Origin of the sequence: Ramlibacter sp. (assembly GCF_035554825.1) — a bacterium.
In the GTDB taxonomy this organism is placed as follows: Bacteria; Pseudomonadota; Gammaproteobacteria; order Burkholderiales; family Burkholderiaceae_C; genus Ramlibacter.
The window spans coordinates 35,365-52,377 of the sequence record NZ_DATMHS010000057.1; the positions used below are offsets into that span (position 1 = coordinate 35,365).

At 69.4% G+C, this 17,013-nt stretch carries 14 protein-coding genes; 12 read left to right on the top strand and 2 right to left on the bottom strand.

Annotated features, from left to right (window positions below; genetic code table 11):
• Positions 1-197: 197 nt before the first annotated feature.
• The 5 genes from VNT59_RS06490 (at position 198) to VNT59_RS06510 (ending at position 7,768) form a co-directional block, all read left to right on the top strand.
• Positions 198-3,068 carry a 2-oxoglutarate dehydrogenase E1 component gene (locus VNT59_RS06490; protein WP_325497507.1) on the top strand — a complete coding sequence of 957 codons (2,871 nt, stop codon included), beginning with the start codon at positions 198-200 and terminating at the stop codon, positions 3,066-3,068.
• Positions 3,069-3,159: 91 nt separating this feature from the next.
• A complete protein-coding gene (gene odhB, locus VNT59_RS06495; protein ID WP_325497508.1) occupies positions 3,160-4,413 on the top strand; it encodes a 2-oxoglutarate dehydrogenase complex dihydrolipoyllysine-residue succinyltransferase in 1,254 nt (417 codons plus the stop codon).
• Positions 4,414-4,474: 61 nt separating this feature from the next.
• On the top strand, positions 4,475-5,893 hold the full coding sequence (lpdA, locus tag VNT59_RS06500) for a dihydrolipoyl dehydrogenase (RefSeq protein WP_325497555.1): 1,419 nt from the start codon (positions 4,475-4,477) through the stop codon (positions 5,891-5,893).
• Positions 5,894-6,026: 133 nt separating this feature from the next.
• The gene (gene zapE, locus VNT59_RS06505) at positions 6,027-7,124 is read left to right on the top strand and encodes a cell division protein ZapE (protein WP_325497509.1); all 1,098 of its coding nucleotides are present in this window, start codon (positions 6,027-6,029) and stop codon (positions 7,122-7,124) included.
• On the top strand, positions 7,121-7,768 hold the full coding sequence (locus tag VNT59_RS06510; protein WP_325497510.1) for a hypothetical protein: 648 nt from the start codon (positions 7,121-7,123) through the stop codon (positions 7,766-7,768). The genes zapE and VNT59_RS06510 overlap by 4 nt, the downstream gene beginning before the upstream one ends.
• Here the strand turns inward: VNT59_RS06510 and VNT59_RS06515 are convergent.
• Positions 7,765-8,526: a PP2C family protein-serine/threonine phosphatase gene (locus tag VNT59_RS06515; protein WP_325497511.1), complete on the bottom strand. Its 762-nt coding sequence runs from the start codon at positions 8,524-8,526 to the stop codon at positions 7,765-7,767. The genes VNT59_RS06510 and VNT59_RS06515 overlap by 4 nt on opposite strands.
• A gap of 115 nt (positions 8,527-8,641) precedes the next feature.
• On the opposite strand from VNT59_RS06515, the gene VNT59_RS06520 reads away from it, so the two are divergent.
• Entirely contained in the window at positions 8,642-8,845 is a 204-nt protein-coding gene (locus VNT59_RS06520) for a hypothetical protein (protein WP_325497512.1), read from the top strand.
• Positions 8,845-10,896: an ATP-dependent DNA helicase gene (locus tag VNT59_RS06525; protein ID WP_325497513.1), complete on the top strand. Its 2,052-nt coding sequence runs from the start codon at positions 8,845-8,847 to the stop codon at positions 10,894-10,896. Before VNT59_RS06520 ends, VNT59_RS06525 begins: the two co-directional genes overlap by 1 nt.
• Here VNT59_RS06525 and VNT59_RS06530 read toward each other — a convergent pair.
• A complete protein-coding gene (locus VNT59_RS06530) occupies positions 10,859-11,659 on the bottom strand; it encodes an outer membrane protein assembly factor BamD (RefSeq protein WP_325497514.1) in 801 nt (266 codons plus the stop codon). The genes VNT59_RS06525 and VNT59_RS06530 overlap by 38 nt on opposite strands.
• A gap of 14 nt (positions 11,660-11,673) precedes the next feature.
• Here VNT59_RS06530 and VNT59_RS06535 point away from each other — a divergent pair, with 14 nt between their 5' ends.
• The 5 genes from VNT59_RS06535 (at position 11,674) to rlmN (ending at position 17,013) form a co-directional block, all read left to right on the top strand.
• Positions 11,674-12,708 (top strand): RluA family pseudouridine synthase, encoded by a 1,035-nt coding sequence (locus VNT59_RS06535; RefSeq protein ID WP_414708352.1) that lies wholly within the window; start codon positions 11,674-11,676, stop codon positions 12,706-12,708.
• A gap of 119 nt (positions 12,709-12,827) precedes the next feature.
• A complete protein-coding gene (scpB, locus tag VNT59_RS06540; protein ID WP_325497515.1) occupies positions 12,828-13,520 on the top strand; it encodes an SMC-Scp complex subunit ScpB in 693 nt (230 codons plus the stop codon).
• 3 nt (positions 13,521-13,523) lie between these two features.
• Complete coding sequence (locus VNT59_RS06545; RefSeq protein WP_325497516.1) at positions 13,524-15,035, top strand: pseudouridine synthase; 1,512 nt, start codon at positions 13,524-13,526, stop codon at positions 15,033-15,035.
• Between the two features lie 303 nt (positions 15,036-15,338).
• A complete protein-coding gene (gene ndk / locus VNT59_RS06550; RefSeq protein WP_325497517.1) occupies positions 15,339-15,764 on the top strand; it encodes a nucleoside-diphosphate kinase in 426 nt (141 codons plus the stop codon).
• 100 nt (positions 15,765-15,864) lie between these two features.
• Complete coding sequence (gene rlmN / locus VNT59_RS06555) at positions 15,865-17,013, top strand: 23S rRNA (adenine(2503)-C(2))-methyltransferase RlmN (RefSeq protein ID WP_325497518.1); 1,149 nt, start codon at positions 15,865-15,867, stop codon at positions 17,011-17,013.

Here is a 17,013-nt window from a genome sequence, read left to right on the forward strand (position 1 = left end):
CCAGGGAATTGCGCCCGACGCGCCCAGCGGGGGCGGCCGCCTGCCGGGTTCGTCGCAAGGGATTCGGTGGCACAATCGCAGGTCGCAACAGGCCTTCCAGCCACCGTCGCATCCGCCATCCGGTTCAGCCGTGTCGCGGAAGGTTCCCCCGGTAACCAGCCAATGCCTCCCGAAGGGAGGCGGAAAGTCAGCGCAGCATGAGTGAATCCCGCTCCGTCTACACGGCGTACCAGAGCAATTCGTATCTCTTCGGCGGCAACGCACCGTACGTCGAGGAGATGTACGAGAACTACCTCGCCAACCCCGGCAGCGTCCCCGACAACTGGCGCGACTACTTCGACGCGCTGCAGAACGTGCCCGCGTCGGACGGCAGCGAGGCCAAGGACGTCCCCCACCTGCCCGTGATCAACGCCTTCGCCGAACGGGCCAAGCAGGGCGGCACCCGCGTCGTCGGCGCCCGCGGCGCCGAGACGGAGATGGCGCGCAAGCGCACGGCGGTGCAGCAGCTGATCGCCGCCTACCGCAACGTCGGCTGCCGCTGGGCCGACCTCGATCCGCTCAAGCGCGCCGAGCGTGAAAAGATCCCCGAGCTCGAGCCGTCGTTCTACGGTTTCACCGACGCCGACCAGGAAGCGGTGTTCAACATCAGCAATACGTTCTTCGGCAAGGAGAGCATGTCGCTGCGCGAGTTGATCAACGCGCTGCGCGAAACCTACTGCGGCACGATCGGCGCCGAGTACATGTACCTGACCGACCAGCACAAGAAGCGCTGGTGGCAGCAGAAGCTGGAGTCGGTTCGCGCCAAGCCGAACTTCAGCCCCGAGAAGAAGAAGCACATCCTCGACCGCGTGACGGCCGCCGAGGGCCTGGAGCGTTACCTGCACACCAAGTACGTCGGCCAGAAGCGCTTCTCGCTGGAAGGCGGCGAGAGCTTCATCGCCTCGATGGACGAACTGATCCAGGAAGCCGGCGCCAAGGGCGTGCAGGAAATCGTGATCGGCATGGCCCACCGGGGCCGCCTGAACGTGCTGGTGAACTCGCTGGGCAAGTTGCCGGCCGACCTGTTCGCCGAGTTCGATCACACCGCCAAGGAAGAACTGCCCGCCGGCGACGTGAAGTACCACCAGGGCTTCAGCTCCGACGTCAGCACCCGCGGCGGCCCCGTCCACCTCAGCCTGGCGTTCAACCCGTCGCACCTGGAAATCGTCAATCCGGTGATCGAGGGTTCGGTGCGTGCCCGGATGGACCGGCGCGGCGACACGCAGGGCAAGCAGGTGCTGCCGGTGCAGGTGCACGGCGATGCCGCCTTTGCCGGCCAAGGCGTGGTGATGGAAACGCTGGCGCTGGCCGAGACCCGCGGCTACTTCACGGGCGGCACGGTGCACATCGTGATCAACAACCAGATCGGTTTCACCACCAGCGATCCGCGCGACAGCCGCTCCACGCTGTACTGCACCGACGTCGTGAAGATGATCGAGGCGCCGGTGCTGCACGTGAACGGCGACGATCCCGAAGCCGTGGTGCTGGCGACCCAGCTGGCGCTGGACTACCGGATGGAGTTCGCGAAGGACGTTGTCGTCGACATCGTCTGCTTCCGCAAGCTGGGCCACAACGAGCAGGACACGCCGGCGCTCACCCAGCCGCTGATGTACAAGAAGATCGGCGCCCATCCCGGCACCCGCAAGCTGTACGCCGACAAGCTCTCGGCGCAGGGCCTGGGCGAGCACCTGGGCGACGACATGGTCAAGGCCTATCGCGCCGCCATGGACGCCGGCAAGCACACCGTCGACCCGGTGCTGACCAACTTCAAGAGCAAGTACGCCGTCGACTGGACTCCGTTCGTCGGCAAGAAGTGGACCGACGCCGCCGAGACGGCCGTTCCGCTGGCCGAGTGGAAGCGCCTGGCCGAGCGCATCACCACGGTGCCGCCGAACTTCACGCCGCACCCGCTGGTGCGCAAGGTGCTGGACGATCGCGCCGCGATGGGCCGGGGCGAGGTCAACGTCGACTGGGGCATGGGCGAGCACATGGCCTTCGCCTCGCTGGTGGCCAGCGGCTACCCGATCCGCCTGTCGGGCGAGGACTGCGGCCGCGGCACGTTCACCCACCGCCACGCCGTGCTGCACGACCAGAACCGCGAGAAGTGGGACACCGGCACCTACGTGCCGCTCGAGAACGTGGCCGAGAACCAGGCGCCGTTCGTGGTCATCGATTCGATCCTGTCGGAAGAGGCGGTGCTCGGCTTCGAATACGGCTACGCCTCCAACGATCCCAGCACGCTGGTGATCTGGGAGGCGCAGTTCGGCGATTTCGCCAACGGCGCCCAGGTCGTCATCGACCAGTTCATCGCATCCGGCGAAGTGAAGTGGGGGCGCGTCAACGGCCTGACGCTGATGCTGCCGCACGGCTACGAAGGCCAGGGCCCGGAGCACAGCTCGGCCCGGCTGGAGCGCTTCATGCAGCTGTCGGCCGACATGAACATGCAGGTGGTGCAGCCGACGACGGCCAGCCAGATCTTCCACGTGCTGCGCCGGCAGATGCTGCGCCAGCTGCGCAAGCCGCTGGTGATCATGACGCCGAAGTCGCTGCTGCGGAACAAGGACGCGACCTCGCCGCTGGCCGAGTTCACCAAGGGCGGCTTCCAGACCGTCATTCCGGAGAACAAGGAGCTTAAGGCCGACAAGGTCAAGCGCGTGATCGTCTGCTCGGGCAAGGTCTATTACGACCTGGCCAAGAAGCGCGAGGAGAAGGGCGCCGACGACGTCGCCATTCTGCGGGTGGAGCAGCTGTACCCGTTCCCGCACAAGGCTTTCGCGGCCGAGCTGCGCAAGTACCCGAACGTCGCCGACATCGTGTGGTGCCAGGACGAGCCGCAGAACCAGGGCGCCTGGTTCTTCGTGCAGCACTACATCCACGAAAACATGACGGATGGCCAGAAGCTGGGCTATGCGGGCCGCAGCGCCTCCGCGTCGCCGGCGGTGGGCTACTCCCACCTGCACCAGGAGCAGCAGAAGGCCCTGGTGGAAGCGGCCTTCGCGAAGCTGAAGGGCTTCGTCCTGACCAAGTAGCCGGACCGCGCCGCGGCCCGCTCGCGCTGCCAGCGCCGGCGGGCCGCCAGTGCGCGGCCGCAGCCCGAGAACACCCAGAGAGGAACCCAACATGGCGATCGTTGAAGTCAAAGTGCCGCAGCTGTCGGAATCCATCACCGAAGCGACCCTGCTGCAATGGAAGAAGAAGGCCGGTGAAGCCGTCTCGATGGACGAGATCCTGATCGAGGTCGAAACCGACAAGGTGGTGCTGGAAGTGCCGGCCCCCGCCGCCGGCGTGCTGGCGGAAATCGTGCAGGCCGACGGCGCCACCGTCGCCGCCGAACAGGTGATCGCGAGGATCGACACCGAAGGCAAGGCTTCGGCCGCAGCGCCCGCGCCCGCCCAAGGCGCCGCGCCGTCCCCGGCCGCGCCCGCCGCCGCGCCCGCTGCCGCCGCCGCGCCCGCTGCTGGCGGCGCCAAGGCCGGGGTCGCGATGCCGGCCGCGGCCAAGCTGATGGCCGACAACCAGCTGGCGGCCGGCTCGGTGCCCGGCACCGGCCGCGACGGCCGCGTCACCAAGGGCGACGTGATCGGCGCGCTGGCCAGGCCGGCGGCGCCGGTCGCCGCGCCGGCGGTGGCGCTGCCGAAGGTGCAGGCGCCGGTGCCGGCGGCCGACCTGGGCGATCGCCCGGAGCAGCGCGTCCCGATGACCCGCCTGCGGGCCCGCGTCGCCGAACGCCTGCTGCAGTCGCAGGCCACCAACGCCATCCTGACCACCTTCAACGAGGTCAACATGGCGCCGGTGATGGAAATGCGCAAGCGCTTCCAGGAGAAGTTCGAGAAGGAGCACGGCGTCAAGCTCGGCTTCATGAGCTTCTTCGTGAAGGCGGCGGTGCACGCGCTGAAGAAGTACCCCGTCATCAACGCGTCGGTGGACGGCAACGACATCGTCTACCACGGCTACTTCGACATCGGCATCGCCGTCGGCTCGCCGCGCGGCCTGGTCGTGCCGATCCTGCGCAACGCCGACCAGCTGAGCTTCGCGGACATCGAGAAGAAGATCGCCGAGTACGGCGTGAAGGCCCGCGACGGCAAGCTGTCGCTGGAGGAGCTTTCGGGCGGCACCTTCTCGATCTCCAACGGCGGCGTGTTCGGCTCCATGCTGTCGACGCCCATCATCAACCCCCCGCAGTCGGCGATCCTGGGCGTGCACGCCACCAAGGACCGGGCCGTGGTGGAGAACGGCCAGGTCGTGGTTCGCCCGATGAACTACCTGGCGATGTCGTACGACCACCGCATCATCGACGGCCGCGAAGCCGTGCTGGGGCTGGTGGCGATGAAGGAAGCGCTGGAAGATCCGGCGCGACTCCTCTTTGACCTGTAACGTCACGGGGATAACGCGGCCCTGCCGGCCGCGTCCTTCTCCATGATTTTGAGAATCAAGAATCATGAAATCATTTGACGTCATCGTCATCGGCGGCGGCCCCGGCGGCTACATCGCGGCGATCCGCGCGGCGCAGCTGGGGTTCAACACCGCCTGCATCGACGAGTGGAAGAACGACAAGGGCGCGCCGGCGCTGGGCGGCACCTGCACCAACGTGGGCTGCATTCCCTCGAAGGCGCTGCTGCAGTCGTCCGAGCATTTCGAGCATGCCGGCAAGCACTTCGCCGAGCACGGCATCGAGGTCAAGGGCCTGGGCCTGAACCTGGGCCAGCTGCTGGCCCGCAAGGACAAGGTCGTCAAGCAGAACAATGACGGCATCCAGTTCCTGTTCAAGAAGAACAAGGTGGCGTTCTTCCACGCGCGCGGCTCGTTCGCGGGGCAGGGCGAAGGCGGCTGGCAGATCAAGGCCGGCGAGGAGACCATCACCGGCAAGCACGTGATCGTGGCCACCGGTTCCAATGCCCGGCCGCTGCCCGGCGCGCCCTTCGACGAGGAGAACATCCTTTCCAACGACGGCGCGCTGCGCATCCAGGCCGTGCCCAAGAAGCTGGGCCTGGTCGGCTCGGGCGTGATCGGCCTGGAGATGGGGTCCGTGTGGCGCCGTCTTGGCGCCGAAGTCACGATCCTGGAAGCGCTGCCGACGTTCCTCGGCGCGGTCGACGAGCAGATCGCCAAGGAAGCGCGCAAGGCCTTCGACAAGCAGGGCCTGAAGATCGAGCTGGGCGTGAAGGTCGGCGAGGTCAAGAACGGCAAGGGCGGCGTCTCGGTCCAGTGGACCAATGCCAAGGGCGAGGCCCAGACGCTGAACGTCGACAAGCTGATCGTCTCGATCGGCCGGGTGCCCAACACCAACGGGCTGAATGCCGAGGCGGTCGGCCTGAAGCTCGATGAGCGCGGCGCCATCGTCGTCGACGAGGAGTGCCGCACCAACCTGCCCAACGTCTGGGCGGTGGGCGACGTGGTGCGCGGCCCGATGCTGGCGCACAAGGCGGAGGAAGAGGGCGTCGCCGTGGCCGAGCGCATCGCCGGCCAGCACGGGCACGTCAACTTCAACACCATTCCCTGGGTGATCTACACCAGCCCGGAGATCGCGTGGGTCGGCCAGACCGAGCAGCAGCTCAAGGCCGCGGGCGTCGCGTACAAGGCCGGCACGTTCCCGTTCATGGCGAACGGCCGCGCCCGGGCGCTGGGCGACACGACCGGCATGGTCAAGTTCCTGGCGGATGCCGCGACCGACGAGATCCTGGGCGTGCACATCGTGGGCCCGATGGCCAGCGAGCTGATTTCGGAAGCCGTGGTGGCGATGGAGTTCCGCGCCTCGGCCGAGGACATCGCCCGCATCTGCCACGCCCACCCCTCGCTGTCGGAGGCGACCAAGGAAGCAGCCTTGGCCGTCGACAAGCGGACGCTGAATTTCTGAAGCGTCAGAAGACCCAACAGCCGAACGCAGAGGACGCAGAAATCACGCAGAGGACGCAGAACATTCTTCAAATGGTTTTTTCTGCGTCTTCGGCGAGTCCTTTGCGACCTCTGCGTTCGGTATTCAGGTTTTCATGAGCGTCAAGGACGAATACCAGCGCGAACTCGCCGAGCGCGGTTTCCGGAGCGACCCGGCGCAATTGCGGGCGGTCGAGGCGCTCGATCGCTGCGCCCGCGAGTGGGCCGACTTCAAGGAGCGGCGCTCCAACGCGTTCAAGAAGCTGATCAACCGCCCGGCGATCCCGCGCGGCGTGTACCTGTACGGCGGCGTGGGGCGCGGCAAGAGCTTCCTGATGGACTGCTTCTTCAACGCCGTGCCGCTGAAGCGCAAGACCCGCCTGCATTTCCACGAGTTCATGCGCGAGGTGCACCGCGAACTGGCCGACCTGCAGGGCACGGTGAATCCGCTGGACGAGCTGGGCGCGCGCATCGCCAAGCGCTATCGGCTGATCTGCTTCGACGAGTTCCACGTCGCCGACATCACCGACGCGATGATCCTGCACCGCCTGCTGGTGGCGCTGTTCGAGAACGGGGTCGGCTTCGTCACCACCTCGAACTTCAGGCCGGACGATCTCTATCCGGGCGGCCTGCACCGCGACCGCATCCTGCCGGCGATCACGCTGCTGAACGAGAAGCTCGAGGTGATCAACGTCGACAACGGCGTCGACTACCGCCGCCGCGCGATGGAGCACGTCAAGCTCTATCACGCGCCGCTGGGTGCGCAAGCCGATGCCGAGATGAACGAGGCGTTCACGCGCCTGGCGGCGACGCACGACGAGAGCCCGGTGCTGCACATCGAGGCCCGCGAGATCCGAGCCCGTCGCAAGGCCGGCGGCGTGATCTGGTTCGACTTCAGGACGCTGTGTGGCGGGCCACGCTCGCAGAACGACTATCTCGAGATCGCGACCCAGTTCCACACGCTGCTGCTCAGCGACGTGCCGTACATGCCGGTACGCATGGCGTCCGAGGCGCGGCGCTTTACCTGGCTGGTCGACGTGCTCTACGATCGCCGCGTCAAACTGATCATGTCGGCGGCGGTGCCGCCGGAGGCGTTGTACACGGAAGGCCCACTGGCCCACGAATTCCCGCGCACCGTGTCGCGCCTGCAGGAAATGCAGTCGGCCGAGTTCCTGGCCCTGGAGCACCGCACCGTCGACACCCGCCTCACATGAAACTGCTGCTGATCGCCTTGTTCGCCGCCGGGCCCGTGGTGGCCGCGGCCCAGGACGCGCCGGACGCGGCGGTGGCCGCGCAGCGTGCGCGGATCGCCGCCGAGCGGGCGCGCGTGGAAGGCGACTTCAAGCTGCAGGAACGGGCCTGCTGGGGGAAGTTCGCGGTCAACGACTGCCTGGCGGCGGCCAGGGCGAAACGGCGCGAGGCGCTGTCCGACCTGCGGCGGCAGGACATCTCGCTCAACGACGCCGAGCGCAAGCAGCGCGGCGCGGCGCGGCAGCGGTCGATCGAGGAGCGATCCGCGCCGGCGGGGCAACCGGCGGCCAGTGCCGGCCGGCCGCGCGCCCGGGACGAGCGCGACGCCCAGGCGGCCCAGCGCGCCGCCGACCTGGCGGCGCGCCAGGCTGGCCGCACGCCGCGCACGGAGCCGGCCGGCGATGCCAGGCAACGCGCGGCCGAGCGGCAGCAGGAACTGGAGCGCAAGGCGGCCGACCGCGGTGCGCGCGACCAGGATGCCGTGCGCAACGTGCAGCGCCGGGAAGAGCAGCAGCGCCAGGCGCAGGAACGCAAGGAGCGGCTGCAGCGCCGCCTGGCGGCCCGGCAGAAAGCGCCGGCGGCGCCGTTGCCGGCCCCCGCCGACTAGTCGTCCAGCGGCTCGAACTTCACGACGACCAGCGACAGGTTGTCGCCGCCGCCACGGCCGCGCGAGCGCGCCTTGTCGATGAGGTATTCGGTCGCCTCGCGCGGTGCGAGCGACGAGAGCACCGAACCCAGTTCCTGCGTCGTGAAGTAATGCCAGACGCCGTCGCTGCAGGCCATCAGCGTATCGCCGGGCTTGAGCTGCGGGATGAAGTGCAGGTCGCACGGCGGATCGTCCTCCGCGCCGAGGCACCCCATCAGGATGTTGGACTGCGGGTGCACGTTGGCTTCCTCTTCGGTCAGCTGCCCGGCATCGACGAGCGTCTGGACGTAGGAATGGTCCATCGTGCGCCTGACCAGCTGGTCGCCATGGAAGTGGTAGATGCGCGAATCGCCGGCATGCACCCAGTGGCAGTCGCCCGCGGGATTGATGACGAAGGCGGCCAGCGTGCTGTGCGGCTCCTGCTCCGACGAGATCGCCGTGAGCTTGATCACGATGTGCGCTTCCGACACCATCTGCTTGAGCAACGCCTGGGCGTCGTCGTGATCGGGGGAGTAGCGCTCGAACAGCTGGCGCGCCGTCAGCATCACCTGGTTCGACGCCTTGCGCCCGCCGCTGCGCCCGCCCATGCCGTCCGCCACCACGCCGAGCACGCAGCCCTGGTAGCGCGGGTGGCTCAGCAGGGTGATCTGGTCCTGCTGGTATTCGCGATCGCCCTTGTGGATGCCGGTCGATGCGCTGAGTCGATAACCCTTGGCCATGGTGCTGGTCGGTTGCGGTGCGCGCCGCCACGGGCCGCGCTTGCGCTCGATTATTGGTGCCGAAAGACGTATTATTGAACGAACCCGACCGTGGCCCCGGCCACTGTGGCTTTCCGTGGACACGAACCTGCACTCCCCCGAGCGACACCTGATCGAGCTGCGCATGGAGCATGCCGACCTGCAGGCATCGCTGCAGCGTCTGCGCGCGGCGCAGCCGCTGGACGAACTCGCCATCCGGCGGCTCGAAAAGCGCGGGCAGCAGCTGCGCGAGCAGATCGCGCGGTTGGAACTCGTCCTGGATCCCAAAGAACCCGCTTGATGGAACCCGCGGCATCGACTGGCCTCGCCGAGCCGGTGCGTGAGGCGTTCGCGCCCGGCGGGGTGCTGTCGCGCGCGGCCGACCACTTTCGCCCGCGTCCCGAGCAGACCGAGATGGCCGCGGCCGTGGCGCGCACGATCGAGGCCGGCGGCGCGCTGGTGGTGGAGGCCGGCACCGGCGTCGGCAAGACCTTCTCCTATCTCGTGCCCGCGCTGCTGAGCGGCGAGCGCATCCTGCTGTCCACCGCCACCAAGACGCTGCAGGACCAGTTGTTCGGCCGCGACCTGCCGCGGCTGGTGGAAGCGCTGGGCCTGCCGGTGCGCGCCGCGCTGCTCAAGGGCCGCGGCAGCTACCTGTGCCTGCAGCGGCTGGAACTCGCGCGGCAGGATGCCACGCTGCCGGACCGCTCGTCGGTGCGCGCGCTGGCACGGATCGAGCAGTGGTCGCACGCGACCCGCACCGGCGACCTGGCGGAGCTGCCCGGGCTGGACGAGCGCTCGCCGCTGATCCCGCTCGTGACGTCGACGCGCGAGAACTGCCTGGGCAGCCAGTGTCCGAAGTTCCGCAGCTGCCACGTGAACCTCGCGCGGCGCGAGGCGCTGGCCGCCGACGTGGTGGTGATCAACCACCACCTGTTCTTCGCCGACCTCGCGGTGCGCGAATCGGGGATGGCCGAACTGCTGCCGACGGTGCGGGTCGCGATCTTCGACGAGGCGCACCAGCTCAACGAAACCGGCGTCCAGTTCCTGGGTCGCCAGCTCGGCACCGGACAGCTGCTGGATTTCGCGCGCGACCTGCTCGGCGCCGGGCTGCAGCTGGCGCGCGGCCTGGCCGATTGGCAGACCGTTGCCGGCACGGTGGAGCGTGGCGCGCGCGACCTGCGTCTGGCGATCGGACGGCAGCCGCCCGGCGCGCGGCTGCGCTGGGTGGACGAGGCGCCGGGCTCGGTCGATCCGGGCAGCTGGCACGACGCCCTGGAGCAGTTGCAGCTCGCGTGCACCGATGCCATGGCGGCGCTGGATACGGTGAGCGAACTCGCGCCCGACTTCGTGCGCCTGCACGAACGGGCCGCCGAACTGGCGGCGCGGGCGCAGCGCTTCGCCGCGCCCTGCGAACCCGGCGCCGTGCGCTGGGTCGACGTGGGCGCGCAGCTGCGGCTGGTCGAGTCCCCGCTGGACATCGCGCAGGCGGTGCAGGAAAAGCTGCTCAAGCGCGACCCGGATGGCGGCGAGGGATCCGACGGCGCCGCGCGGGCCTGGATCTTCACGTCCGCCACGCTCGGCGACGATCCGGCGCTGTCCTGGTTCACCGAACCCTGCGGCCTGCAGCAGGCGCAGGTGCTGCGCGTTGGCAGTCCCTTCGACTACGCGTCGCAGGCGGCCTTGTACGTGCCGCGCGACATCGCCCGTCCCAACGAGCCGGCGCACAGCGAACAGGTGGCGGCGCTCGCCGCGGACGCGGCGGCCCGCCTGGGCGGACGGACCATGGTGCTGACCACCACCTTGCGTGCGCTGCGCAGCATCGGCGAGACCCTGCAGCGCCGCTTCGAGGGTTCGGGCGAGCTCGAGGTGCTGGTGCAGGGCCAATGGCCCAAGCGCCGTCTCATCGAGCGCTTCCGCGAAGGCAGCGCGGCGGGCCGGCCCGGGTGCGTGCTGGTGGCTTCCGCCTCGTTCTGGGAGGGCGTCGACGTGCCGGGCGACGCGCTGCAGCTGGTGGTGATCGACAAGCTGCCGTTCCCGCCCCCGGGCGACCCGCTGGTGGAGGCGCGGGCGCAGCGCCTGCAGTCGCAGGGCCGCAGCCCGTTCAACGACTACTTCGTGCCGGAAGCGGCCGTGGCGCTGAAGCAGGGCGCCGGCCGCCTGATCCGGCGCGAGTCCGACGAAGGCGTGCTGGTGGTGTGCGACACCCGCCTGGCGACCATGGGCTATGGCCGCCGGCTGCTGGCCGCGCTGCCGCCGATGCGGCGGCTGGCGACGAAGGAGGAACTGGAGGAGACCCTGGAGCGCCTGGCGGCTACCAGATCTTCCACCACGGATCCTGCTTTGACCTGACGCCGCCCGTCAGGTACTCGCTCTTCGGGTAGTTCTTCGCCATCACCCGCTGCGCGTCATCGCGCAGCTGCGTCATGCCGAGCCGGTCGTAGGACTGCACCAGCAGGTGCAGCGCCTCCTCCAGCGCCGGCACGTCCTGGTAGTCGGTGATCGCGTTCTGGGCCCGGTTGATCGCCGCCACGTAGGCGCCGCGCTGGAAGTAATAGCGCGCCACGTGCACCTCGTACTGCGCCAGCGAGTTGACGATGTACGTCATGCGGGCGCGCGCGTCGGGCGTGTAGCGCGAGTCCGGAAAGCGGTTGACCAGCTCCTTGAACGCCTCGAACGATTCCTTGGCCGCCTTCTGGTCGCGTTCGGACAGGTCCTGGCGCGACAGGAAGGAGAACGCGCCGAGGTTGTCGTTGAAGTTGACGATGCCCTTCAGGTACAGCGCGTAGTCGATCGCCGGGCTGGCCGGGTGCAGCTTCATGAAGCGGTCGAGCGTGGCCATCGCCTCGGCCTGGTTGCCGGACTTGTACTGGGCATACGCCTTCTCGAGCTGGGCCTGCTGCGCCAGCGGCGTGCCGGCCGCGCGGCCCTCCAGCTTCTCGAACAAGGGGATGGCCTTGTCGAACGAGCCGGAGCTCACTTCATCCTTCGCTTCGGCGTAGATCTTGTTGGGACTCCAGTTGGCGCTCTGGTCATCGGGCGTCGAGGAGCAGGCCGCCAGCAAGGCGGCGGCGAGCGCCAGGGCGGGGACGGCCGATAATTTGGCTCGCAGCATGTGTCGCAACTTTCTTGAAACAGGGCAAATTCATTCTATCAGCCGACCCCTCCGCCGCTGAGGCGGCCGCCGCTTTCGAGGACGCCGCCGAGGCCGGCCCCGAGGCCGAACTGCGCCCCTTCGCGATCGCGCCCGCGCAGCACGGCGAGCGGCTCGACCGCGCGCTGGCCGTGCTGGTGCCCGAGTTCTCCCGCAGCTACCTGCAGCAGCTGATCGACGCCGGCGCGGTCACGATCCATGGCGTGACGGCGCGCCGCCCGTCGCAGCGGGTCAAGGCCGGCGACGCGGGCGTGGTCGAACTGCGTCCGACGCCGCAAAGCCAGGCCTTCCGGCCGGAGCCGATCGAGCTGCGGGTGGTGTTCGAGGACGAGCACCTGCTGGTGATCGACAAGCCGCCGGGGCTGGTGGTGCACCCGGCGCCGGGCAACTGGAGCGGCACGCTGCTCAATGGGCTGCTGGCGCGCGATGCCGGCGCGGCGCTGCTGCCGCGCGCGGGCATCGTGCACCGGCTCGACAAGGACACCTCGGGCCTGATGGTGGTCGCCCGCACCCGCGCCACCATGGACGCGCTGGTGCAGCGCATCGCCGCGCGCGAAGTGACGCGCCAGTACGTGGCGCTGGCGCACAGGCCGTGGCGCGGCCCGGCGGTGCGCCGGGTGGAAGCGCCGATCGGACGCGACCCGCGCAACCGGCTGCGCATGGCGGTGGTGGAGGGGGGCAAGCCGGCGGCCACCACCTTCGAATGCCTGCAGGCGTGCGATCAGGGCTGCTGGGTGCAGGCGACGCTGCACACGGGGCGCACCCACCAGATCCGGGTGCACATGGCGCACATCGGCCACCCGCTGGTGGCCGACGAACTCTATGGCGGCGCTCCGATCGGCGGGCTGCAGCGCCAGGCCCTGCACGCCTGGCGGCTCGCGTTCAGCCATCCGGTCACGGCGGCGCCCCTCGAATTCCAGGCGCCGTTGCCGGCCGACCTGGCCGCCGCGCTCGCGGCGTGGACCCTGCGTTACAATGGCCGCGAATGGCTCACGAGCCAGGTCCCCTAGCCAGCGGGACCAGTGCCACGCAACCGCAGGTTGCCCGCGGCCACAATCGAAAACATTTCGCCCCTGTTCAGCCCTGATTTGCGCGCCGGCCCGGCGCCTTTTCCCGGAACGGCACAACCATGAATACGACGGATGCCAGGCGCGTCCTCGAAACCGCCCTGATTTGCGCGCAGCAACCGCTCCCGGTGCGGGAGATGCGCGTGCTGTTCAACGACGAACTCGGCGCCGACACCATCAAGGCGCTGCTGGGCGAGTTGCAGCTGGAGTGGGCGCAGCGAGGGGTGGAGCTGGTGCAGGTGGCCAGCGGCTGGCGCTTCCAGAGCCGGCCAGCCATGCGCGAGTACCTGGACCGCCTGCATCCCGAAAAGCCGCCGCGCTACACGCGCGCCGTGCTGGAGACGCTGGCGATCATCGCGTACCGCCAGCCGGTGACGCGGGGCGACATGGAGGAAATCCGCGGCGTCACGATCAATGCGCTGATCCTCAAGCAGCTCGAGGATCGCGGCTGGATCGAGGTGATCGGCCATCGCGAGGCACCGGGGCGCCCGGCGCTGTTCGCGACGACGCGCCAGTTCCTCGACGATCTGGGCCTCGCGTCACTCGACCAGCTGCCCGTGCTGGAGACGCCGTCCCAGCAGGCGCAACTGCTGTCCTCGCTCGGCGAGGGCGACGAAGCGCGGGCGCCCGGCGACGACGACCAGTCGCAGCCCAGTCTCGAAATCGATTCCCCCACCACCCCTCCTGCCGCCGATGCGGCCCCTTCCGCGGATGAACGCGCCGACGACGACCAGGCGCAAGCTGTCGAGACCTGAAGCATGAACGAACCCGTGCCCGGCGCCGCCGACGCGCCTGCTCCCGAAGCCACCGACCGGGAGGACATGCCGGCAGCGGCACCGGCGACACCAGCCGACGGCGACCCCGCCCAGCGGCCGCCCGTCGCGCCTGCGCCCGAGGCTGCACCAGCCGCCGCGGCCGACAATGACCAGGACGCCCGCGGCGAGGGCGCGGACGACGGCGACGATGACGATCGGCATGAGGACGACGCCGACGGCAACAGCGCCCGGCGGCGGCGCGGGCGTGAGAAGCGTCCGGCCGAGCCCCAGCCGGCGCCGATCCGCTTTGCCGACGTCGTGTCGGGCCAGTTCGACGAGCAGGCCGAGAGCGAGGAAGCCGCGCCCAAGCGCGTGCTGGCGCCGCAGGCGGAAACGCCCAAGCTGCACAAGGTGCTGGCGCAGGCCGGGCTCGGCTCGCGGCTGGAGATGGAGCAGCTGATCATGGAGGGGCGCATCTCGGTCAACAACGAGCCCGCCCACATCGGCCAGCGGATCCAGTACGGCGACCAGATCAAGGTCAACGGCAAGCCGATCCGGTTTCGCATCGCGCCGCCGCCGGCCCGGGTGATCGCCTACCACAAGCCGGTGGGCGAAGTGGTGACCACCGACGATCCGCAGAACCGCCCGACGGTGTTCCGCAAGCTGCCCAAGCTGCCGCAGGGCAAGTGGCAGTCGGTCGGGCGGCTGGACCTCAACACCGAGGGCCTGCTGCTCTTCACGAGTTCCGGCGAGCTGGCCAACAAGCTGATGCACCCGCGCTTCGGACTCGAGCGCGAATACGCGGTGCGCGTGCTCGGCGCGCTGAGCAACGAGGAAAAGCAGCGGCTGCTGGACGGCATCGAGCTCGAGGACGGCCGGGCGCAGTTCGGCTCGATCGAGGAAGGCGGCGGCGAGGGCGCCAACACCTGGTACCGGGTGACGATTTCCGAAGGTCGCAACCGCGAGGTGCGGCGCCTGTTCGAGGCGCTCGGCCATGCCGTCAGCCGCCTGATCCGCATCCGCTACGGCGCCATGATGCTGCCGCGCGGCCTCAAGCGCGGGGCCTGGATGGAGCTCGACGAGCGCGACATCCAGGCCCTGGTGCGGGCGGCCGGCGACAACGGCGGCGGCAAGCCGGCCGGCCGTGGCGAAGGGTCCGGCGACGGCGAGGGTGCCGGCGGCGCCCGCAACCGGCGCCGGCGCGGCGGCCGGTCGGGCCAAGGCCAGGGCGAGGGCCAGCCGCGCAGCCAGGGCCAGCAGCCCCCGCGTGGCGGCGGGCAGCAGCGGCGCAAGGAACGCGGCGACCGCGCCGAGCGTCCGGGCGGCGCGCAGCCGGATCCGATGAAGACCTCGTTCGGCTACATCGGCGCGGACAGCTTCACCCGCCAGCGCCAGGGCGGCCAGGGCCAAGGCCAGGGTCAGCGCCGCCGCGGTGGCGGTGGCGGTGGCGGTGGCGGTGGCGGCGGCGGCGGACTCGGTGGCGGTGGCCAGCGCCGGGGCGGCCGCGGCCGGTAAGCCGCCGCAGTGGCGCCACCCCAGGGGCGCCAGCGCTGACGGCGCAGCGATGGCGGGCACGGCCTGCCATTCAACGCCCGGAGCGGGGCGCTGCGCGAGCGGCCGCCGCCGGGCCGGCGCGGGGCCGGGGCGACCTTGGTCCTTGTCCGCGGCCGCTGCGCTGGGACGCGGCGGACGTGTCCTCCGCGTCATTGGCCGCACCGGTTTAAAATGACGGGCTTTGCCGAACTTCTGCGGCCCCGCACGTTCTCACCCTGGCGGGGCCTGCTTTTCACCCCTTTGATCTAGCTCAGGAACACAACAATGGCTCTCGAACGCACCCTCTCCATCATCAAGCCCGACGCCGTGGCCAAGAACGTCATCGGCCAGATCTACGCCCGCTTCGAAGCCGCCGGCCTGAAAGTCATCGCGGCCCGCATGATGCATCTGTCGCGCGGCGAAGCCGAGCAGTTCTACGCCGTCCACAAGGAGCGCCCCTTCTTCAAGGACCTGGTCGAGTTCATGATCTCCGGCCCGGTGATGGTGCAGGCGCTCGAAGGCGAGAACGCCATCGCCAAGAACCGCGAGCTGATGGGCGCGACCGACCCCAAGAAGGCCGACAAGGGCACCATCCGCGCCGACTTCGCCGACAGCATCGACGCCAACGCCGTGCACGGCTCCGACGCCGCCGAAACCGCCAAGGTGGAAGTTGCCTTCTTCTTCCCCGGCATGAACATCTATTCCCGCTGAGCATGCGCCTGGAACGCCCAGCCACCGGCCGCCGCCCCTGCGGGCGGCGCAGCCGCGCGCCGGGCGGGCAGGGGATGTGCTCAGCGGGCGACCGAGCCCGATGACCACCAACCTGCTTGATTTCGACCTGGACGGCCTCGCCGCGTTCTGCGAAGGCCTGGGCGAGAAGCGCTTTCGCGCGACACAGCTGTTTCGCTGGATCCACCAGCGCGGCGCGCGCGAGTTCGCGCAGATGACCGACCTGGCCAAGTCGCTGCGCGACAAGCTCGCGGTGCACGCCCGCATCGAGGGGCTGCCCGTCCTGACCCAGCACGAGTCGGCCGACGGCACGATCAAGTGGCTGTTCGACGTCGGCAACGGCAACGCCGTCGAGGCGGTCTTCATCCCCGAGGACGATCGCGGCACGCTCTGCGTGTCGTCGCAGGCCGGCTGCGCCGTGGGCTGCCGCTTCTGCTCCACCGGCCACCAGGGCTTCTCGCGCAACCTCACCAGCGGCGAGATCCTGGCCCAGCTCTGGTTCGCCGAGCATTTCCTGCGCGGCCACCTGAAGACGACCGAGCGCGTCATCTCCAACGTGGTGATGATGGGGATGGGCGAGCCGCTGCAGAACTATTCGGCCCTGGTGCCGGCGCTGCGCGTGATGCTCGACGACCACGGCTACGGGCTGTCCCGGCGCCGCGTCACGGTTTCCACCTCCGGCATGGTCCGCATGATCGACCGGCTCGCCCTCGACTGCCCGGTGGCGCTCGCCGTGTCGCTGCACGCGCCGAACAACGAGCTGCGCGACAACCTCGTGCCGCTGAACAAGAAGCACTGCATCGAGGACCTGCTCGATGCCTGCAACCGCTATCTGGAATTCGCCCCGCGCGACTTCATCACCTTCGAGTACTGCATGCTCGATGGGGTGAACGACCAGCCCGAACACGCGCGCCAGCTGGTGGAACTGGTGCAGCGCCACGGCGGCACCGGCGTGCCCTGCAAGTTCAACCTCATTCCGTTCAACCCGTTCCCGCAATCGGGGCTGACGCGTTCGCCCCACAGCCGGGTCCTCGCCTTCGCGAAAATCCTGAGCGATGCTGGTATCGTCACGACTGTGCGGAAGACCAGAGGGGACGACATCGACGCGGCCTGCGGGCAGCTGGCCGGTGACGTTCGGGACCGCACCCGTGTGGGCGAGCGCATCGCCCGGCAGCGCACCATCATGCTGAAGCCGGTACCGGCCACCGTGGCAGCGCGCGACGAGGAGTGA